The sequence below is a fragment of the Geodermatophilus telluris genome, from assembly GCF_900102745.1.
GTDB lineage: Bacteria > Actinomycetota > Actinomycetes > Mycobacteriales > Geodermatophilaceae > Geodermatophilus > Geodermatophilus telluris.
The window spans coordinates 285,840-305,309 of sequence record NZ_FMZF01000001.1 but is presented as its reverse complement, the minus strand read 5'-3'; the positions used below and the strand labels follow the sequence as shown (position 1 = coordinate 305,309).

General features: G+C 77.2%; 20 protein-coding genes. 11 read left to right on the top strand and 9 right to left on the bottom strand.

Features of this window, described 5'->3' with window-relative positions; genetic code table 11:
- Positions 1-39: 39 nt before the first annotated feature.
- Positions 40-540, bottom strand: coding sequence for a GNAT family N-acetyltransferase (locus tag BLQ97_RS01490; RefSeq protein ID WP_175471550.1), 501 nt, complete (start codon positions 538-540; stop codon positions 40-42).
- The gene (locus tag BLQ97_RS01485) at positions 537-1,373 is read right to left on the bottom strand and encodes an alpha/beta fold hydrolase (protein ID WP_091362573.1); all 837 of its coding nucleotides are present in this window, start codon (positions 1,371-1,373) and stop codon (positions 537-539) included. The genes BLQ97_RS01490 and BLQ97_RS01485 overlap by 4 nt, the downstream gene beginning before the upstream one ends.
- A 46-nt stretch (positions 1,374-1,419) precedes the next feature.
- Between BLQ97_RS01485 and BLQ97_RS01480 the strand changes: the two genes are divergently transcribed.
- The 5 genes from BLQ97_RS01480 to nudC all read left to right on the top strand — a co-directional run bounded on the left by BLQ97_RS01480 (position 1,420) and on the right by nudC (position 7,652).
- Positions 1,420-2,823 carry a M20/M25/M40 family metallo-hydrolase gene (locus BLQ97_RS01480; protein WP_245691716.1) on the top strand — a complete coding sequence of 468 codons (1,404 nt, stop codon included), beginning with the start codon at positions 1,420-1,422 and terminating at the stop codon, positions 2,821-2,823.
- Positions 2,824-2,886: 63 nt separating this feature from the next.
- Positions 2,887-3,780 (top strand): DUF2510 domain-containing protein, encoded by an 894-nt coding sequence (locus tag BLQ97_RS01475; RefSeq protein ID WP_091362569.1) that lies wholly within the window; start codon positions 2,887-2,889, stop codon positions 3,778-3,780.
- Between the two features lie 235 nt (positions 3,781-4,015).
- Positions 4,016-5,326, top strand: coding sequence for a M16 family metallopeptidase (locus BLQ97_RS01470; protein ID WP_091362568.1), 1,311 nt, complete (start codon positions 4,016-4,018; stop codon positions 5,324-5,326).
- Complete coding sequence (locus BLQ97_RS01465; protein WP_091362566.1) at positions 5,323-6,696, top strand: M16 family metallopeptidase; 1,374 nt, start codon at positions 5,323-5,325, stop codon at positions 6,694-6,696. The genes BLQ97_RS01470 and BLQ97_RS01465 overlap by 4 nt, the downstream gene beginning before the upstream one ends.
- Positions 6,693-7,652: an NAD(+) diphosphatase gene (nudC, locus tag BLQ97_RS01460; protein WP_091362564.1), complete on the top strand. Its 960-nt coding sequence runs from the start codon at positions 6,693-6,695 to the stop codon at positions 7,650-7,652. The genes BLQ97_RS01465 and nudC overlap by 4 nt, the downstream gene beginning before the upstream one ends.
- Here the strand turns inward: nudC and BLQ97_RS01455 are convergent.
- The 3 genes from BLQ97_RS01455 to BLQ97_RS01445 form a co-directional block, all read right to left on the bottom strand.
- Entirely contained in the window at positions 7,618-8,127 is a 510-nt protein-coding gene (locus BLQ97_RS01455) for a nucleoside/nucleotide kinase family protein (protein ID WP_245691714.1), read from the bottom strand. The genes nudC and BLQ97_RS01455 overlap by 35 nt on opposite strands.
- Before the next feature lie 164 nt (positions 8,128-8,291).
- The gene (locus BLQ97_RS01450) at positions 8,292-8,924 is read right to left on the bottom strand and encodes an ANTAR domain-containing protein (RefSeq protein WP_245691712.1); all 633 of its coding nucleotides are present in this window, start codon (positions 8,922-8,924) and stop codon (positions 8,292-8,294) included.
- A 120-nt stretch (positions 8,925-9,044) separates the two neighbouring features.
- A complete protein-coding gene (locus BLQ97_RS01445; protein WP_211297076.1) occupies positions 9,045-9,308 on the bottom strand; it encodes a mycoredoxin in 264 nt (87 codons plus the stop codon).
- Between the two features lie 200 nt (positions 9,309-9,508).
- Between BLQ97_RS01445 and BLQ97_RS01440 the strand changes: the two genes are divergently transcribed.
- The 4 genes from BLQ97_RS01440 (at position 9,509) to BLQ97_RS23180 (ending at position 12,829) form a co-directional block, all read left to right on the top strand.
- Entirely contained in the window at positions 9,509-11,551 is a 2,043-nt protein-coding gene (locus tag BLQ97_RS01440) for an ATP-dependent helicase (RefSeq protein WP_091362559.1), read from the top strand.
- A gap of 194 nt (positions 11,552-11,745) precedes the next feature.
- Positions 11,746-12,093: a hypothetical protein gene (locus BLQ97_RS01435; RefSeq protein WP_091362557.1), complete on the top strand. Its 348-nt coding sequence runs from the start codon at positions 11,746-11,748 to the stop codon at positions 12,091-12,093.
- A 248-nt stretch (positions 12,094-12,341) separates the two neighbouring features.
- Complete coding sequence (locus BLQ97_RS01430; protein ID WP_281181352.1) at positions 12,342-12,584, top strand: WhiB family transcriptional regulator; 243 nt, start codon at positions 12,342-12,344, stop codon at positions 12,582-12,584.
- Between the two features lie 80 nt (positions 12,585-12,664).
- On the top strand, positions 12,665-12,829 hold the full coding sequence (locus BLQ97_RS23180) for a hypothetical protein (protein ID WP_175471549.1): 165 nt from the start codon (positions 12,665-12,667) through the stop codon (positions 12,827-12,829).
- Between the two features lie 145 nt (positions 12,830-12,974).
- Here the strand turns inward: BLQ97_RS23180 and BLQ97_RS01420 are convergent, their stop codons facing one another.
- The 3 genes from BLQ97_RS01420 to BLQ97_RS23175 form a co-directional block, all read right to left on the bottom strand.
- Positions 12,975-14,297 carry an ABC1 kinase family protein gene (locus tag BLQ97_RS01420; RefSeq protein WP_091362553.1) on the bottom strand — a complete coding sequence of 441 codons (1,323 nt, stop codon included), beginning with the start codon at positions 14,295-14,297 and terminating at the stop codon, positions 12,975-12,977.
- Positions 14,298-14,301: 4 nt separating this feature from the next.
- Positions 14,302-15,414, bottom strand: coding sequence for a ThiF family adenylyltransferase (locus tag BLQ97_RS01415; protein ID WP_091362552.1), 1,113 nt, complete (start codon positions 15,412-15,414; stop codon positions 14,302-14,304).
- 173 nt (positions 15,415-15,587) lie between these two features.
- Positions 15,588-15,740 carry a DUF5679 domain-containing protein gene (locus BLQ97_RS23175; RefSeq protein WP_012950213.1) on the bottom strand — a complete coding sequence of 51 codons (153 nt, stop codon included), beginning with the start codon at positions 15,738-15,740 and terminating at the stop codon, positions 15,588-15,590.
- A gap of 375 nt (positions 15,741-16,115) precedes the next feature.
- On the opposite strand from BLQ97_RS23175, the gene BLQ97_RS01410 reads away from it, so the two are divergent.
- Entirely contained in the window at positions 16,116-16,700 is a 585-nt protein-coding gene (locus BLQ97_RS01410; protein WP_245691711.1) for a M48 metallopeptidase family protein, read from the top strand.
- A gap of 242 nt (positions 16,701-16,942) precedes the next feature.
- Here BLQ97_RS01410 and BLQ97_RS01405 read toward each other — a convergent pair whose 3' ends face one another.
- Positions 16,943-18,292 carry a zinc-dependent metalloprotease gene (locus BLQ97_RS01405; protein ID WP_091362550.1) on the bottom strand — a complete coding sequence of 450 codons (1,350 nt, stop codon included), beginning with the start codon at positions 18,290-18,292 and terminating at the stop codon, positions 16,943-16,945.
- Between the two features lie 118 nt (positions 18,293-18,410).
- Here BLQ97_RS01405 and BLQ97_RS01400 point away from each other — a divergent pair, with 118 nt between their 5' ends.
- On the top strand, positions 18,411-19,436 hold the full coding sequence (locus BLQ97_RS01400) for a YlbL family protein (protein WP_091362548.1): 1,026 nt from the start codon (positions 18,411-18,413) through the stop codon (positions 19,434-19,436).
- Positions 19,437-19,470: the final 34 nt, after the last annotated feature.

The window sequence follows — 19,470 nt, the reverse complement described above, 5'->3', positions numbered from 1 at the left end:
GGCGCCCGCCGCCCGGGGTCCGTCCGCCGGCCGGCCGGGTCAGGACGGCGGGGTCAGCCGGGTGCCGAACTGGAGGACGGGGGTGCCCGACGGCGCGCGGAAGGCGGTCTCCTGGACCAGGCCGAGCTTGCGCGTGACCGCCACGGACGCCGCGTTGTCCGCGTGCACCAGCGCGACCACCCGCGGCACCCCGAGGGACCGGGCCCGGTCGAGCGCGGCCCGCCCGGCCGCCGTCGCCACGCCGCGTCCCCAGAACCGGCGGCCGAGCCGCCAGCCGACCTCCAGCTCCCCGGCGGGTCCCCACGGCTGCGGCCACGGCTGGACGCCGGTGAAGCCGGCGACCTCCTCGCCGACCAGCACCGAGAACAGGCACAGGCCGGTGCTCCCGGCCAGCTCCCGCTGCCGCTGCACGAAGCCCGCGTACCAGGCCCGGTCGTGCACCTCACCGGTGCCGACGTACCGCATGACCTCCGCGTCGTCGAACAGCTCGGTCCAGGCGCCGGCGTCCTCCGCGGTGGGGACGCGCAGCCGCACCGTCACGTCGAGGCGACCCGGTCCAGGATCGCGGTGGCCAGCCGGTCGGGGGCCTGCTCGGGGATCCAGTGGCTCACGCCGGCCAGTTCGACGAACCGGTAGTCACCGGCCACGTGCTCCGCGCACCCCTCGGCGGCGGCGCGGCCGATCGCCACGTCGGCGTCGCTCCACACGTAGGTGGTCGGCACGGTGACGTCGTCCACCGGCGTCGCCGAGCTCATGGCCCGGTACCAGTTCAGCGCCGCGGTGAGCGCGCCCGGCGCCGACAGCACCGCCACGTACTCCTCCACGGCCTCGGGGTCGACGGCGTCGCCGTACATCCGCCGCAGCCGCCGGGCGTCGTCGGCCAGCAGCACCTCCTCCGCCTTGCCCTCCTGCCAGAACAGCCGGATGTAGGACGAGCGCTCCTGCTGCTCCGGGTCGCTGCGGAACGCGGCGGTGAAGGCGGCCGGGTGCGGCACCGACACCGCGGTCAGCGAGCGCACCCGGTCCTCGTGCCAGGCGGCCAGGGCCCAGGCGACGTTGGCGCCCCAGTCGTGCCCGACGACGTCGGCCACCGGCACGTCCATCGCCGTCATCAGGTCGGCGGTGACCTGCGCGAGGTTGGTCAGCGCGTAGGAGTCGACGTCCAGCGGGCGGGCGCCGGGGGAGTAGCCGAGCTGGTCGACGGCGTAGGTGCGCAGCCCCGCCTCGGTCAGCCGCGGTGTCACCGCCGCCCACGAGGCCGACGTCTCGGGGAAGCCGTGCAGCAGCACCACCGGCCGGCCGTCCCCGGGGCCGTCGGCCCGCACGTCGAAGGTGAGGTCGCCGACGTCCACCCGCAACAGTTCTCCCGCCATGGGCCGGAACCTAGTCCGTGCCCGGCCGTCGCTACCGTCGGCGCTCGTGACGAGCCCGGAACGCGCCTTCGTGCAGGACCACCTCGACGACCTGCACGCCGACCTCGACGCCTGGCTGCGCATCCCGTCGATCTCCGCCGACCCCGCGCACGCCGCCGACGTCGCCGCGAGCGCCGAGTGGCTGGCCGGGGCGCTGCGCCGCGTCGGCTTCCCCGTCGTCGAGGTCTGGGAGACCCCGGGCGCGCCGGCCGTGTACGCCGAGTGGCCGTCGGCGGACGACGGCGCGCCGGTCGCGCTGGTCTACGGCCACCACGACGTCCAGCCGGTCGACCCGCCCGAGCTGTGGGTGCACCCGCCCTTCGAGCCGACCCGCGTCGAGGGCGCCGACGGGCCGGAGCTGCACGCCCGCGGCGCGATCGACGACAAGGGCAACGTGGCCATGCACCTGCTCGGCATCCGCGCGCACCTCGCCGCCACCGGCCGCGACACACCCGCCGTCACGGTCAAGGTGCTGGTCGAGGGGGAGGAGGAGTCCGGCTCGCCGCACTTCGCCGACCTGCTGCGCGAGCGCGCCGACCGGCTGGCCTGCGACGTCGTCGTCGTCAGCGACACCGGCATGGCCGCGCCGGACGTGCCCAGCGCGGTGGTGGCCATGCGCGGGCTGGCCGACGCCGAGATCACCCTGCGCGGCCCCGCCGTCGACCTGCACTCGGGCTCCTTCGGCGGCGCGGTGCCCAACCCGCTGCACGCGATGGCGTCGCTGCTGGCCGCGCTGCACGACGAGCAGGGCCGGGTCACCCTGCCCGGCTTCTACGACCGGGTGCGCGAGCTCACCGACCGGGAGCGCCAGTTGATGGCCCGGGTGCCCTTCGACGAGGCCGCCTGGCTGGCCGGCCCGGCCGCCTCCCGCGCGACCGCCGGGGAGGCGGGCTTCAGCACGCTGGAGCGGATCGGCGCCCGGCCGACCGCGGAGGTCAACGGCGTGTGGGGCGGCTACACCGGCCCCGGGCACAAGACGATCGTCCCGGCTGAGGCGCACGCCAAGCTGACGTTCCGGCTGGTCGCCGACCAGCGCCCGGAGGACGTCGGCCCGGCGCTGCGCGAGTGGGTCGGGCAGCACCTGCCCGAGGGCATCGAGGCCGAGGTGCACACCCCGCCCGGCGGCGTGTCCCCGTGCGCCAGCGACCTCGACTCCCCGCACGTCGGCGCCCTGCTGCGCGCCATCGGCCGGGCCTTCGACACCGCCCCGGACGACGTCCTGTTCACCCGGGAGGGCGGCAGCGGGCCGGAGGCAGACCTGGTCGAGGTGCTCGGCGCCCCGCTGGTGTTCCTCGGCGCGGGCCTGCCCACCGACCGCATCCACTCGCCCAACGAGCGGGTGCTGCTGCCGATGCTGCACCGCGGCGCGGAGGCCGTGGCCCACCTGTGGCGGGAGCTGGCCGCGCGGTGACCGACCGCGACGCCGACGCCGTGGGAGCCCGGCGACCGGCCGGCGGCGACCTACCCTGACCGCGTGACCGGACCTGGACCGTCGAGCGCGCCGGCGGGCTGGTACCCCGACCCCGACGGCACCCCCGGCACGGTGCGCTGGTGGGACGGGGCCACCTGGTCCGACGTCACGACGCCGGCCGGTCCCGGTGTCGCCGTGCAGGCCCTCCCGGTGGCCGCCCCGCCGGGGCCGCCGGAGCCTCCGGCCGGGTCCGTCCCGTGGCGGACCCCGCCTCCGCCGCGGTCGCGCACCCGCACCGCGTGGTGGGTCGCCGGTGCGGTCCTGGTCGTGGTCGTCGTGGTCGTCGGCGCCCTCGTCGTGGGCCTGTCCGGCCGCGACGCCCCGACGCCCACCGACCCGCCCGTGGCCACCTCCGCGCCGGCCGGGCCGACGTTTCCCCGGGGGACCGTGCGGATCATCGACGAGGACGCGGGCATCTCCTACCCGTTCCTCGGCAACGGCTGGTACCAGTACGTCCTGGGGCCCATGCCCGAGACGCGCACCATCGCCGGGCAGTACTTCGTCACCCAGGAGCTGACGCCCGACGGCGGCAACTTCATCGCGCAGTGCACCTCCGGCCCGGTCGCCGACGGCTACGGCTGGGCCGGACCGGGCAGCGAGCAGGCGACGGTCACCACCCTGGCCGACAGCGTGCGCGCGGCCTACTACCCCGGGCCCAACGAGCGGGAGGTGCTGCGCGACGAGGCGCTGACCGTCGACGGCGCGAACGCCCACCTGCTCGAGTTCCAGCTGAGCTGGGACGTCGAGGGCTACGACTCCACCGGTGAGCGCGCCGCCCTGCTCGTCGTCGACGTCGGCCGCCCCGACCCCGCGCTGCTGTACCTCTCCATCCCCAACACCCACGCCGAGCTGTACGGCGTCATCGACCGGGTCGTCGCCGACATCGACGTGCTGTGACACGGCGGTCCTCCGGACCGCACCGCGGCCACGTCCCGTCCCCGGCCGCGCTGAGCCCTCCCGCCGCCGCTGACCTCCCCGGGCCCGCGGGCTCGTCCTCCCTCACCGCAGCGCGTCCCACCCGACGTCCCACGGTCAGGTCGGACACGCGATGATCAGGTCACCTGATCCCGGCCCCGTCCCCCACCGACCGACCGCCCGGCGGGGCGTCGTCCCGCGTGGTTAGGGTCGGTCCGTGACACCAGTCGGGTCCGACCTCGTCCTCCGGCACCCGGTGGAGCGCTTCACGCTGGACAACGGGCTGCGGGTCGTCCTCGCGCCCGACCGCAGCGTGCCGGTCGTCGCCGTGACCGTCTTCTACGACGTGGGCATGCGCAACGAGCCGGAGGGCCGCACCGGTTTCGCCCACCTCTTCGAGCACGTGATGTTCCAGGGCTCGGCGCACGTGCCGAAGCTCGAGCACGCCCGCCTGGTGCAGGCCGCCGGCGGCACGTTCAACGGCTCCACCCACCAGGACTACACGAACTACTACGAGGCGCTGCCCGCCGAGGCGCTGGAGCGCGCGCTCTTCCTCGAGGCCGACCGGATGGCCGCCCCGGCCATCACCGAGGAGAACCTCCGCAACCAGATCGACGTGGTCAAGGAGGAGATCCGGGTCAACGTGCTCAACCGGCCCTACGGCGCCTTCCCCTGGCTGCAGCTGCCGCAGATCGCCTTCGACAGCTTCGCCAACACCCACGACGGCTACGGCTCCTTCGTCGACCTGGAGAGCTCCACGGTCGCCGACGCCACCGACTTCTTCTCCCGCTACTACGCGCCCGGCAACGCGGTGCTCGCCGTGGGCGGCGACCTCGACGTCGCGGAGGCCGAGCGGCTGGTCCGCCGCTGGTTCGCACCCGTCGAGGCCCGCGAGGTGCCGCCGACGCCGGACACCGGGGAACCCTCGCCGACGACGGTCCGCCGCGACGTCGTCGAGGACCGGCTGGCCCCGGCGCCCGCCGTGGCGCTGGGCTGGCGGGTGCCCGACCCGGTCGGCGACCTCGACACCTACCTCGGCACGGTGCTGCTCGCCGAGCTGCTCAGCGAGGGCGACGCCTCCCGGCTGGAGCGCCGCCTGGTGCACGACGACCGGCTGGCCGTGGCGCAGAGCAGCTACGTGGGGCTCTTCGGCGACCCGTTCGACGTCCGCGACGCCACGCTGCTCACCACCCAGGTGCACCACCCGGCCGCCGTCGGCGTCGAGGACGTCCTCGGCGCGGTGCACGAGGAGATCGGCCGGGTGGCCGCCGAGGGCGTCCCCGCCGAGGAGCTGGCCCGGGTGCAGGCCCGCACCAGCGCCCAGCTGCTGCGCCAGGCCGACTCGGTGCTGGGCCGCACGCTCGCCTTCGCCGGCGCCGAGCTCGTCCACGGCCGGGCCGAGCTCGCCGGCGAGCTGGCCGCGCGCCTCGCCGCGGTCACCCCCGACCAGGTGCAGGTCGCGGCGAAGGGCCTGGACCCGGGGACCGCCGCCGTGCTCGAGCTGCGCGCCACCGGAGGCGCCCGGTGAGCGTCCCCGTGCTCGACCTCGACCTCGTCCCGCCGCTCGGCGAGCCACGCCCCCAGCCGGCGCTCGAGGCGACGACGACGACGCTGCCCAGCGGGCTGACCCTCGTCGTGGTCCCGCGCCCGGGCGTGCCGCTGGTGGAGCTGCGGCTGCGGGTGCCCTTCGCCGCCACCTCGCCGCGCGGCGCCGCCCAGCACGGCGCCCGCGCGTCGGTCCTCTCCGGCGCGGTCCTGCTCGGGACGGCGCGACGCGACGCCACCGGGGTCGCCGAGGCGCTGCAGGGCCACGGCGCCGAGCTCTCCGTCTCCGCCGACCCCGACCGGCTGCTGTTCTCCACCACGCTGCTGGCCGAGGGACTCGTCCCCGTGCTCGACGTGCTCGCCGAGGTGCTCACGGCGGCGTCCTACCCGGGCGACCGGGTGGAGGCCGAGCGCGACCGGGTGGCCGAGCGGATCGCCATCGCCCGCTCGCAGCCCGGGGTCGTCGCGCGCACCGCGCTGGCCGCGCGCCGCTACGGCACCCACCCCTACGCCGTCCAGATCCCGCCCCCGGAGCTGGTGGCCCGGGTCGGCGCGCCCGCGCTGCGCAAGCTGCACCGGGAGCGCGTGCTGCCCACCGGCAGCACGCTGGTGCTCGTCGGCGACCTCGACGCCGCCGCGGCCACCGACGCCGTCGCCACGGCGCTGGGGGAGTGGACCGGCGAGGGCACCGCCGCGGTCGCCCCGCCCGCGCCGACGCTGGCGCCCGGGCACCTCGAGGTGGTCGACCGGCCCGGGGCGGTGCAGTCCAACATCCGCCTGGGCGGACCGGCGCCGGGTCGCACCGACCCCGACCTGCCCGCCGTCCGGCTGGCCAGCATGGTCTTCGGCGGCTACTTCTCCTCGCGGCTGGTGGGCAACATCCGCGAGCAGCGCGGCTACTCCTACAGCCCGCGCAGCGGCGTCGACCACCTCGCCGCGGCGTCGTCGTTCACCGTCGAGGCCGACGTCGCCACCGAGGTCACCGGGGCGGCCTTCCTCGAGACCTGGGCCGAGCTCGGCCGGATGGCGCTCGCGCCGGTCACCGAGGCCGAGCTGGACGCCGCCCGCCGCTACGTCCTCGGCTCGATGGCGCTGTCCACCGCCACCCACGCCGGGCTGGCCGGCACGGTCTCGGCGCTGGCCGGGTCGGGGCTGCCGGTGGAGTGGCTGGCCGAGCACCAGGCGGCGCTGGCCGCGGTCACCGTCGAGCAGGTGCAGGAGGCCGCCCGCCGGTACCTGGCGCCGGCGTCGCTGACCGCCGTCGTCGTCGGGGACGCCGAGCGGGTCACCGACCCCCTGCGCGCCCTCGGCCCGGTCGACGTCACGGCCAGCGCGGCCGGGGCACCGGCGTGAGCGTCCCCCCGGGCGGCAGCACGCCGGCCGACGTCGCGCCCACCCGGGACAGCTGGCCGGCCGGCACCCGGGCCACCACCGGGCGCGTGCCGGTGCTGTCCCGGTCGGCGCACGACCGCGACCACCTGGGCCGGCAGCTCGACGACCCCACCCGCGGCCGGCCGGTGCGGGTGCTCACTGTGGACGCGCGGCGCACCGTGCCCGTGACCGAGGGGGACGGGGGCCCGGCGCTGGTCTGGGACGAGCAGCCCGTCCTGCCGGTGGGGGCGGTGTACCTCGGTGAGGCCGACGGCGTCCCGTACGCCGCGGTGCGCGGTGAGCGCGCGCTCACCGTCAACGGCCGGCCGGTGGACCTGTGGACCGGGCTGCGCGAGATCGGCGCCGACCTCGGCGACCTCGACGCCGGCCTGCTCGCCGAGGCCATCGGCATCCTCGAGTGGCACGAGCGCGCCCGGTTCAGCCCGGTCTCGGGCGCCGCGACGACGATCGAGCGCGCGGGCTGGGTGCAGCGCGACCCGGACACCGGCACCGAGCTGTTCCCCCGCACCGACCCCGCGGTGATCATGCTGGTGCACGACGGCGGCGACCGCTGCGTGCTCGGCCGCCAGGCGGTCTGGCCGCCCGGGCGGTTCTCCATCCTGGCCGGGTTCGTCGAGCCGGGGGAGTCCGCCGAGGGCGCGGTGGCCCGCGAGGTGGCCGAGGAGGTCGGGCTCGCCGTCACCGACGTCCGCTACGTGAGCAGCCAGCCGTGGCCCTTCCCCCAGTCGCTGATGCTCGGCTTCACCGCCCGCGCCGTGGGCGACCTCGAGCTGCGGCTGGACCCGACCGAGATCGAGGAGGCCCGCTGGTGGTCCCGCGAGGAGCTCGTCTCCGGCCGCGGCCCCGAGGCGCTGCCGCCCCCGGTGTCCATCGCCCGCAACCTCATCGACCGCTGGGTGGCCGGCGAGCTCGGCTGAGGCGGTTCTGCAGGACCAGGGCGGGGTGCCCGGGACGGTCGGCCAGCACCACGGCGTCGGCGAGGGCCACGGGGTCGACCTCGTCGTCGTAGCGGTCGAAGGCGGGCAGCTCCCAGGCCTGCTCGGCGGGGAAGCGCCGCCGCCGGGCGGCCGGGGCCACCCGCAGGTGGACGACGACGTCGAAGGCCAGCCCCACCCCCTGCAGCAGCGGGCCGGGCACCAGCAGCACCCCGCCGGGCGGCACCGGCGCGTACCCGGCGCGCGCGGCGCGGTCGCGCGCCACGTCCCACAGCACCGGCAGGTACTCACCGGGCCCGCCGGGACCCACCCGGTCGAGGACCTCCCGCGCCAGCGCCCCGGTGTCCAGCCAGTCGGTGTAGCGGGCGTCGGGGTCGGTGCGGCCGTGCTCCAGGCGCAGCGACGCCGGCCGGAGGAACCCCGCGGCCGGGACGACGACGGCGGGCCGGCCGAGCACCGGCAGCCGGTCGGCCAGGGCGGTGGCGAGCCCGCCCGGGTCGGCGACGTCCGGCCCGTCGACGGCGACCCGCAGCGCGGCGGCCCCGGGCTCGGGGTCGACGTCGGCGAGGAGCGCGGCCAGCCGGTCGGCCAGCGCGCTCGGGGTCAGCGGCTGCGGACCGCTCAGCGGCGGCCGTCCGCGGGGGCGGCCGGGCTCGGGCGGCTGGCGCTGCGCTCGACCCGCCGGCCGGCGCCGCGCCGCGGCGCCGGCGGGAGCGCGCCGCCCGCGTCGGCGGTCGGCGTCCCGGCCCGGTCGGGCCGCGGCTCGCCCGGGAGGCGCTCGAGCGTGGCCAGCACCTCGCGGGCCAGGTCGTGCACCGGGCGGCCGAACGACCGTGCCTGGGCCCGCAGCGTCTCGAAGGCCGCGCGCGGGGCCACGGAGTGCCGCTCGGCGAGCACGCCGATGGCCCGCTCGACGACGACCCGGGAGGCCAGGGCGTGCTCGAGCTGGGCCACGGTGCGCTCCAGCGCGGCGATGCGCGCGTCCCGCGGGTCGCCGGGCGGCTCCTCGTCACCGGCGCCGCGGGCGGCCCGGCGCGCGGTGCGGTCGGGTTGGGCCGGCACCCCGAGCTCCTCGGCGACCAGGTCGGCCACCGACATGCCCTCGAGCAGGTCGCCCACGTCCTCGGCGCGTCCGGGGGAGAAGACGCACCAGCCCCCGCCGGTCCGGGCCACCACCACGGTCGGTCGCCCGCCGTCCACCTCCGCGGTGCCGGGCGGGGAGACGGCGGGGAGGTGGACGGCGTCCGAGGTCACGTCAGCGGCTCCCACGGGTGCTCCGGCCGGTCGGCCGGGGACGGTCAGGGGTCACGGTCGAGACCCGCCGGAGCACGATGATGCACCGCGGGGGACCGGTGACCGGACAGCACCCGCCGGTCAGCCGCCGTTCTGCTGCGCCAGCTGCGCCTTGACCTGGTCGATGCTGGGGTTGGTCAGGGCGCTGCCGTCGGCGAAGACCAGGGTCGGCACGGTGCGGTTGCCGCCGTTGGCCTGCATGACGACGTCGGCGGCGGTCGCGTCGCGCTCGATGTCGACCTCGGCGTACTCGATGCCCTCGCGCTGCATCATCTTCTTCAGCCGCACGCAGTACCCGCACCAGGTGGTGGTGTACATCGTCACGGCGGCGGGGGCGGCAGTCACTCGGGGTCCTCCAGACGGTCGGGGGAGCGGTCGCTCGGGCCGGTGCAACGCCGCGACGGGGGCGGAGCTTCCCCAGGCGCCTCCGCCGTCCCCAGCCCGGGGTGTCCCCGCCGTCTGTCGTCCCCGGCTGGGAGACTCGGGGACGGTCTCGTGACCGACCAGCCCCACCCCCGTGGACCACGCCCCTGGAGGACCTGCGCATGCCGCGGACAGCCGACGCCCCCGGACGTGCCGCGGGCGCCCCGGCGCCCACGACCGCCGGTGCCGAGGCGGTGCTGGCCGGGCTCGACGAGGAGCAGCGGACGGCGGCGCAGGCGGTCGGCGGGCCGGTGTGCATCCTCGCCGGCGCGGGGACCGGCAAGACCCGCACGATCACCCACCGGATCGCCTACGGCGTCCACGTCGGCGCCTTCGTGCCCGAGCAGGTGCTGGCGGTGACCTTCACCGCGCGGGCGGCCGGCGAGCTGCGCACCCGGCTGGCCGGGCTCGGCGTCGGCGGCGTGCAGGCCCGCACCTTCCACGCCGCGGCGATGCGCCAGCTGCGCTACTTCGCCCCCCGCGTGCTGGGCGGGCCGATGCCGCCGCTGATCGAGAACAAGCTGCGGGTGGTCGCCTCGGCGGCGACCCGCAACCGGCTGACCACCGACCGCACCAGCCTGCGCGACCTCGCCAGCGAGATCGAGTGGGCCAAGACCACGCTGGCCACCCCCGAGGACTACGCCCAGCGGGCGCAGGCCGCGGGCCGGGAACCGCCGTTCGAGGCCGACGCCGTGGCGCGGGTGTACGGCTCCTACGAGTCGGCCAAGCAGCGCGACGGGTCGCTGGACTTCGAGGACCTGCTGCTGGTCACCGCGTTCGCGCTCGAGGAGCACCCCGACGTCGCCCGGGCGGTCCGCGGGCAGTACCGCCACTTCGTCGTCGACGAGTACCAGGACGTCAACCCCCTGCAGCAGCGGCTGCTCGACGCGTGGCTGGGCGGCCGGGCCGACGTGTGCGTCGTCGGCGACCCCAACCAGACCATCTACTCCTTCACCGGCGCCGACCCCGACCACCTGCTCGGCTTCGCCGACCGCTATCCCGACGCCGAGGTGGTCAAGCTCGAGCGCGACTACCGGTCCACGCCGCAGGTCGTCGCGCTGGCCAACAAGCTGATCGGCCAGGCGCCGCCGCGCAGGGGGCTGCCCGGTCTGCGGCTGCTCGGCCAGCGCGCCGAGGGGCCGGCGCCGCGCTTCCTCGAGCACGCCGACGAACCCACCGAGGCCGCCGCGGTCGCCCAGGCCTGCCGCGCCCTCGTCGAGGCCGGGACGCCCGCGTCGGAGATCGCGGTGCTGTTCCGGATCAACGCCCAGTCGCAGGTCTACGAGTCGGCGCTCGCCGACGCCGGGGTGCCCTACGTGCTCAAGGGCGGCGAGCGGTTCTTCGAGCGGCCGGAGGTGCGCGAGGCCGTCGTCCTGCTGCGCGGCGCGGCGGCCGGCGGGAGCGAGCCCGGCGCGCTGGTGCCTACCGTGCGCGACGTGCTGGCCTCCGTCGGCTGGGTGGAGCACCGCCCGCCGGCCGGGGGCGCGGCGCGCGACCGCTGGCAGTCGCTGGCCGCGCTCGTCGACCTCGCCGTCGACCTGGTCGCGGAGGACCCGACCACCGACCTCCCGCGGTTCGTCGCGCACCTGGCCGAGCGGGCCGACGCGCAGCACGCGCCGACGGTGCAGGGCGTCACACTGGCCTCGATGCACGCGGCCAAGGGCCTGGAGTGGGACGCGGTGTTCGTCGTCGGCCTCGTCGACGGCGTGCTGCCGATCGCGCAGTCGCTGTCCCGGCCGGAGGCGGTGGAGGAGGAGCGGCGGCTGCTCTACGTCGCCGTCACCCGGGCCCGCGAGCAGCTCACCCTGTCCTGGTCGCTGGTGCGCAACCCCGGCGCGCGCCGACCCCGCTCCCGCAGCCGCTTCCTCGAGGGCCTGGTGCCCGGGTCCACGCCCTCGGCGGCGCCCGTGCCCCGCAAGGTCAAGAAGGCCAAGGTCGTGCTGGAGGGTGAGGCGGGGGAGCTGTTCGAGCGGCTGCGTGCCTGGCGCAGCAGCACCGCGCAGGCCGCGTCGGTGCCGGCCTACGTGGTCTTCAGCGACGCCACGCTGCAGGCCATCGCCGAGGCGAGGCCGACCAGCACCCGCGAGCTGGCCGGGCTGCCCGGGATCGGCTCCCGCAAGCTCGAGCTCTACGGCGACGAGGTCCTCGCGACCGTCAGCGGCTGAGCGGCCACCGAGCGTGCCGACGGGACGGGTGCGGGTGGGTCCGTCCCGCGCCCGGAGGACACGGTCGTTAATTCGATTGCGGCCCGGACGGCGCGCCCCCTACTGTCCGTCCTGCGCCTGACGGGACCCCCTCGGGCGCGCCAGACCGAGCCCGGCCCGACCGCCGGCTCCGACCCCGGGAGGAGGGGGTAACCGTGATCAGCACTCCGTCGATCTGCACCCCCGCCGGGGTCTCCGGCCCGGGTGCCCTCGCCGTGCGTCCGGCCTGGGCCGTCGTCGTGCCCACCGCCCGGCCGCGCTACGGCGTCGTCCGCTCCCTGACGCCGTTCGACCTGACCGGCACCGCCGTCGCTGCGCCCGCCGCCCCGCTCCAGGGGACCGGTCTGCCCACCGGCGTCCTCGGCACCGACGTCTTCGGCACCGACGTCTTCGGCACCGACGTGGTCGCCACCGGCGTCGTGATCGTCGCCGACCAGCGCACCGACACCACCCACATGCGCCACACCCTCGGGAACCACTCCCCGGGGAGACCGCAGAGCTAGCCGCTCGACCGGTCCTCCTCGAGGCCGCGGAACCCGAACCCCGGGATCCGCGGCCTCTGTCATCTCCGCGGCACCCGGCCCCGACCACCCGGTCGGCGGGCCCCCGCCGGCCGCGCAGACGACGAGTACGAGGAGGAGCGGCAGTGCTACAGACGATCGACCGCCCGACGTCCCACCGCCGACCCGGGCTCCCCCGGACCGGCGGCGCCACCCCGAGGACGCCGCACACGCCCCTGTCCCCGGCACCGGTGCGGCGCCCGCTGCCCTGCCGCGGGACGGAGGACCCCGACCTGTGGTTCGCCGAGAGCCCGGCGCAGCTGGAGCAGGCCAAGGTCCTCTGCGGGGACTGCCCGGTCCGCGACGCCTGCCTGGCCGGTGCGCTCGACCGCGGCGAGCCGTGGGGCGTCTGGGGCGGCGAGATCTTCGAGCGGGGCGCGGTCATCCCGCGCAAGCGTCCGCGGGGCCGTCCCCGCAAGGTCGTCGCCGCGTGAGCGGCGGCGGCACCCACACCCAGCACCGACACCTGCAGTCCGAGCGGGCACCGACGCCCGACGAGCACCGAGGGACCGACATGACCACGTACGAGTACGACCTGGCCACCGCGCGCCTCAGCGAGCTGCGCGCCGAGGCCGACGCCGCCGGACGGGCGCGCCGGCTCCGGGCCGCCCGCCGGTGGGCCCGGCGCGCCGAGTACGCCAGCCGGCGTGCCGCGCGCGCCAGCGCCGCCGTCCGCTGATGAAGGACCCTCCTGCCCCCACCACTCGCTGCGCTCGTGGTGGGCCCCTGCAGGAGGGCCGTTGCAGCCCGTCACCAAGCCGAGGCCGGGCTCCCGACGCTCCCGGTGCGTCGGGGGCCCGGCCTCCTCGCGTCCGGGGCCCGGCTCAGGCCACGAAGCCGGGCAGCCACTCCTCGAGCACGCTGCGGTAGTCGGCGGCCGCGTCGAGCTGGCAGAGCACGCCGATCGACCCGATCGTCACCCGGTGGATGAGCAGGTAGGCCGGCGGGAGGTTGAGCTGGCGGCCCAGCCGGTTGGCCTCGCTGCGCGGGTCGGCGAGCCGGGCGGCCTGCTCCTGCATCCACCTCCGCGTGAAGCGGAAGCCGTGGCGCTCGATCGGCTCGAGCATCGGGCGCAGGTAGTCCAGGACGCCCTGCGCGTGCACGTCCACCCCCGGGCGCACGAAGCCCTCGGCGCGCAGGTCGGTGAGCACGTCCTCGGCGCGGCCCTCCAGCGCCCAGCGGACCAGGCGGCCGATCGGCTCGGGCAGCCCGTCGGGGAGCCGCGCGGTGGCGCCGAAGTCGATGACGCCGAGCCGGTCGCCCTCGACGAGCCGGAAGTTCCCCGGGTGCGGGTCGGCGTGCAGCAGGCCGGCGCGGGTGGGCGCCGAGAAGTGCAGCACCGCCATCAGGTGCCCGGCCCGGTCGCGCTGCTCGCGGGTGCCGTCGGCGATCACGCGGGACAGCGGCAGGCCCTCGAGCCACTCGGACACGATGACCTTGGGTGCGCTGGCCACGACCCGCGGCACCACGATCTCGGGGTCGCCGGCGTAGGCGGCGGAGAACTGGCGCTGTGCGTCGGCCTCCAGCCCGTAGTCCAGCTCCTCGACCACCCGCGCCTTGAGCTCGGCGATCAGCGGCTTGACGTCCAGCCCGGGGAAGAGCGCGGCGAACAGCCGGGCGAAGCGGGCCAGCTGGTTGAGGTCGGCCATCAGCGCGGTGGCCGCGCCCGGGTACTGGATCTTGACGGCGACCTCGCGCCCGTCCCGCCAGGTGGCGCGGTGCACCTGGCCGATGCTGGCCGCGGCCGCCGGCTGGTCGTCGAACTCCCGGAACCGGGTGCGCCAGGTGCCGCCGAGCTGCTGGGCGAGCACCGCGTGCACGGTGCGCACCGGCATCGGCGGCGCCTCCTCCTGGAGCTTGACCAGCGCCTCGCGGTAGGGCGCGGCCACCTCGTCGGGAACGGCGGCCTCGAAGACCGACAGCGTCTGGCCGAGCTTCATCGCCCCGCCCTTGAGCTGGCCGAGGACGGCGAACAGCTGCTCGGCGGTGCGCTGCTGCAGCTCGGCGGTCACGGCCTCCTGCGGTTGGCCGGACAACCGCTTGCCGATGCCGAGCGTGGCGCGGCCGGCGGCGCCCAGGGGCAGCGAGGCCAGTCGCGCGGTGCGCGAGATCGAGCCCCTGGGGATCCCCTGTGCGTCGTCGCTCACAGGGTCATTGTCCCCTCCCGGGCGTCCGGGCCGCTGACGGGAGCCGGTCCGCCCGTCCGGCCCGGGTCGGCGGGCGGCCCGTCCCGGTGCAGCCGCAGGCCGGGTGCGGGGGCCAGCGGCGCAGCCGGGGGGCCAGGTCCGGCGGGTGCAGCTCGACCACGGCCGAGAGGGACGCCGGGCTGCCGCTGCCGTCGAGGTAGGCCAGCGCCTGCTGCGCGGCGGCCAGCGCCGTCGCCCAGCAGGTGAGCGCGGCGCCGCTGGGCGGCCCGTCGGCGGCGGTGAGCTGGGCGGCCAGGACGGGCCAGGCCGGGTCGGCGTCGCGCCGGTGCAGGTCGGCGCAGCGCAGGCAGCTGGTCACGCCCGGCACGACCAAGGGCCCGACCACGCCGGTCTCCCCGCGCACGGCCGCGACCAGGTGGGCCACGCCGGCGTCCCGGAGGCCGGCGACCAGCGGGTCGGAGGCGGCCCAGGGCCGGGCGAGGACCACCAGGTCGGGCAGCGCGCCCGGTGCCGGCGCCCGCAGGTCGGTGAGCGGCGCGGCGCGGCGGACCGCGTCGGCGGCGGCCGCGCCGCGGGGCCGTCCCTCGTCACCGGCGGTCAGCCCGCCGGGGACGGCGTCACCCGCGGCGACGACCCCGCGGTCGCGCACGCTCACCCGGCCCACGCCGCTGGCGGCCAGCAGCGCCGCGACGGGGACGCCGACGCGGGTCGCGCCCTCGACCACCACGCAGGCGCCGCGGCGGGCGTGCCAGCGGGAGGACCCGGTGCCGTCGCGGGCGGCCGCCAGCTCGGCGGCCGTGCGCACCGCGGCGGCGGGCCCGGCGTCGGCGGCCAGCAGGTCGGCGGCCTCCACGTCGACCAGTGCGCCCGCGGCGCGCAGGGCCGCCAGCAGGTCGGCGACCGACCCGGGGTCGAGGCCAGCCGCGCCGGCGTCGGCGAGGACCGCACGCTGCGCCCGGCGGCCGTCCAGGCCGCGCAGCAGCGCCGTGACCGCGTCGGGGTCGGAGCCGACCAGCAGGCCGTCGGCGCCGTCGATCCCGCCGACCTGGACCGCGTCGGCCGAGCGCCGCAGCAGCGGCGTCCCCGGTGGGAGGAGGGGGTGGGTGGCGTCGGACACCGGCGCAGGGTGCCAGCGCGGCGGCCCCGCCCGCTGCCGTCGTCCACAGGCCGGGACGCCGACGGCGGCGCCCCGCCCTGCGGAGCGCCGCCGTCGGCGACGTGCTGAAACGGCCTCTCTGCAGGGCCCCCGCCACGTGCGGAGCGGGTGGTCGGGGGCGGAGGGGGCCTTCCTCAGGCCTTGCCGAGGATCCGGTTCATCTTGGTGCCGCAGACCGGGCAGGTGCCCTGCGCCATGCGGCGGCCGGACTCGCTGACCTTGACCTCGCCGTCGAAGTCCCGCTTCTCCTTGCACTTCACGCAGTAGCCGTTGTAGCTCTCCGCCACGGTGCCTCCTCCTCGTCGAGCCGCTCGGCGCCCGCCCCGGGCGCCGCCGTCGCCGCGGAACGCTACCCGGACGGCCGTGTCCGCCCGGCGCCCCCGGCGGGTGCCGGCCGGCAGCGCACCCACAGCCTGTGGACGACGCTGTGGACGGCGTGGGGACGCCGCGGCGTGTCGCTGTGTGCGGGCAGGGGACGGGCGGTGGTCACCGGCCGGTCACCTGCCGGCGGCACGCCCGTCACCTGCGCGGACGCGACGGCGATGCTGTGGACACCGTTCCCGCCGGGTCGGGCCGCGGCCTGTCCACCGTCCGTGCGACTCGTACCCGAGCGGGTGCCTCCCCCCGGCGCGTCGGCGGCCCGCGGGAACTACGGTCCTGTCGTGCCCGGATCGACCTCCGACTCCTCGCGCGGCCCCGCCCCCGCCCTCGGGCCGGTCGAGGTGCGCCGCAGCGCGCGCCGCCGCCGCACGGTGACCGCCTACCGCGAGTCGGGCCGCACGATCGTGCTCATCCCGGCCGCGTTCACCCCCGCCGAGGAGCGGCGCTGGGTGGCGCAGATGGTGGCCAAGCTGCAGACCCGCGAGGAGCGCCGCCGCCGGTCGCTCGGGGGCGACGCCGAGCTCATGGCGCGGGCCGGGGCGCTGTCGGCGGCGCACCTCGACGGCGTGCCCCGGCCGGCCAGCGTGCGGTGGGTGGACAACCAGCAGCGCCGCTGGGGGTCCTGCACGCCGTCCGACGGCAGCATCCGGCTGTCGAGCCGGCTGCGCTCGATGCCGGAGTACGTCGTCGACTACGTGCTCGTGCACGAGTTGGCCCACCTGGTCGAGGCCGGCCACGACGCCCGCTTCTGGGCGCTGGTGGCCCGCTACCCGCTGGCCGAGCGGGCCCGCGGCTTCCTCGAGGGCGTCGAGGCCGCCCGCGCCGAGGCGGCCGAGGACGGCACTGCCGACGACCTGGTGGACTGAGTCACGGCGGTCCTCCGGACCGCACCGCGGCCACGTGCTGTCCCGACCTGCGCGGAGCCCCGACGGCGCACCCGGCGAGGACCCTCCGGGCCCGTCGCCGGGCACGCCACTCGCAGGCTCGCGGCGGGACCCTGCAGGGGGCCGACGGGGGCACCCGGCGAGGACCCTCCGGGCCCGTCGCCGGGCACGCCCCTCGCAGGCTCGCGGCGGGACCCTGCAGGGGGCCGACGAGCAGCTCCGGGTCAGGCGCGGTCGTCGGGCTCCGTGCCGCCGGGCTCCCGGGCGTCGTCGGCGGTGAGCCGGCGCAGCTCGTCGTCGGCACCCTGGCGGGCCACGAAGTCCAGCGGCTCGTCGAGGTCGTCGGACGTGGGCAGCAGGTCGGGGTGCGACCAGAGCCGGTCGCGCTCGGCGGTGCCGTACCGCTGGGCCATCGCGCCCCACACGGTCGCGGCGTCCCGCAGCCGGCGCGGGCGCAGCTGGAGGCCGACCAGGGTGGCGAAGGTCTGCTCGGCGGGGCCGCCGGACGCCCGACGGCGGCGCATCGTCTCGGCCAGGGCGCCGTGGCCGGGCAGCCGCTCGCCCGCCGCCTCCGCGACGACGGCGTCCACCCAGCCCTCGACGAGGGCCAGCAGCGTCTCCAGCCGGCGCAGGGCCATCTGCTGCTCGGGCGTCTCCTCCGGCTCGAGCAGCCCACTGCCGAGCAGCTCCTGGACGGCCTCGGGGTTCGAGGGGTCGAAGCCGCCGCCCATCGAGCCCATCGCGTCCTGCAGGCCGCGCTCGATGGCCTCGCGGTCGATGGTGATGCCCCGCGCGTAGGCGTGGACGGCGTCGTGCAGCTGCTGGCGCAGCCACGGCACGTGCGCGAACAGCCGCAGCGAGGCCGCCTCGCGCAGGGCCAGGAACAGCCGGACCTCGTCGGCGGGCCGGTCGAGGCCGCCGGCGAACTCGGCGACGTTCTGCGGCACCAGCACGCCGGCGCCCGCCGGGGCCAGCGGGAGGCCCACCTCGGTGCCGGTGAGCACCTCGCCGGCCAGCCGGCCGAAGGCCTGGCCCACCTGGGCGCCGAACATCAGCCCGCCCATCCGGCCCATGATCCCGGCCAGCGGCCCGGCGACGGCCAGGGCCTCCTGCGGCAGCGCCCCGGTCATGGCGGCGACGACCTTCTCGGCCAGCGGGTCGATCAGCGCGCTCCACGCCGGCAGCGTCTGCTCGACCCACTCCACGCGGGACCAGGCCAGCGTGCGCTCGACGCCGGAGGGCAGGTCGGTGGCCTGGTCCAGCCACAGGTCGGCCAGCCGCAGGGCCTCGGCGACGGCGGCCCGCTCGGCCTCCGACGTCGGCTGGGTGCCGGTGGCCAGCGCGCTGATCGCGCCCTGGCGCGCGAGGTCCCAGTTCACCGGGCCGCCCGACCAGTTCATGAGCTTCTGCAGCTCGGCGAACAGCGGCATCTTGCCCAGCAGCTCCTCCGGAGTGCCGGCGCCGGCACCGCCGGGGCCGAACAGCGCGCCGAAGCCGAACGGGTCCTGCCCGGGCTGGTCGCGGCGCTCGGGGTCGCGGTCGGGGAGGCCGAAGCCGAACGGCACGTCGCTCATGCCCCCACGGTAGACGCGTGATCACGCCCCGGCGGGCGGATCGGGACCCCCCGCGTCCGCCCTGAGCGGACGCCGTGGCGGCGAGGACCGCCGGCAGCAGCACCTAGGCTGGCCGGTCGTGACCCGTCGGATCGCCGTCCTCGCCGTCGGTGTGGTGCTGCTGCTCGTCGCCGGTGTCCTCGGTGCGGCGCTGCCCGTGCCCTACGTGGCCCAGGTGCCCGGCCCGACCTTCAACACCCTGGGCGACATCGACGGCGACCCGGTCATCAGCGTGCGCGGCCGCGAGCGCAACGACGTCAGCGGCAACCTCAACCTGACGACGGTCGGCGTGGGCCGGGCGGGGCTGAGCCTGGTGGAGGCCGTCCGCGGCTGGTTCGACGACGAGGTCAGCGTGGTCCCGGAGGAGTCGGTGTACCCGCCCGACCAGACCGAGGACGAGATCGAGCGGGCCAACCGGCAGGCCTTCCTCACCTCCGAGGAGTCGGCCGAGGCCGCGGCGCTGGGGGAGCTGGGCTACCCGGTCAAGGTCGTCGTCCGCGGGGTGTCCGGGGACGACTCGCCGTCGGACGGTCTGCTCGAGGAGGGCGACGCCATCGAGTCCGTCGGCGGGCGGCCGACGCCGGACAACGCCGCGCTGACCGACGCCCTCGCCGCCACCCCACCCGGCACCCCCGTCGAGGTCGGCTACACGCGGCTGGGGGAGCCGGGGACCGTCACGGTCACCACCGGCGCCGCGGCCGACCGCGGGGGCTCGGTGCTCGGCGTGCTGGTGCGCGAGCAGCCCTCGGCGCCCTTCGACGTCGACATCGACGTCGCCGACGTCGGCGGCCCGTCGGCGGGCCTGATGCTCACCCTCGGCATCCTCGACCTGGTGGGGGACACCGACCTCACCGAGGGCGCGGTCGTGGCCGGCAGCGGCACCATCGACGCCGACGGCACCGTCGGCCCGATCGGCGGCATCCAGCTGAAGATGGTGGCGGCCACCGAGATCGGCGCCGAGCTGTTCCTCGTGCCGGCCGACAACTGCGCCGACGCCCTCGGCGCGCCGCAGCCAGGACTGACCCTCGCCCGCGTCGCCGACCTCGACGACGCCCTCGACGCCCTGGCCGACCTCCGCGCGGGCCGCACCCCCGAGGGCTGCTGAGGCCCCCCGACCGGCCGCGCGGCACGGCACCGGC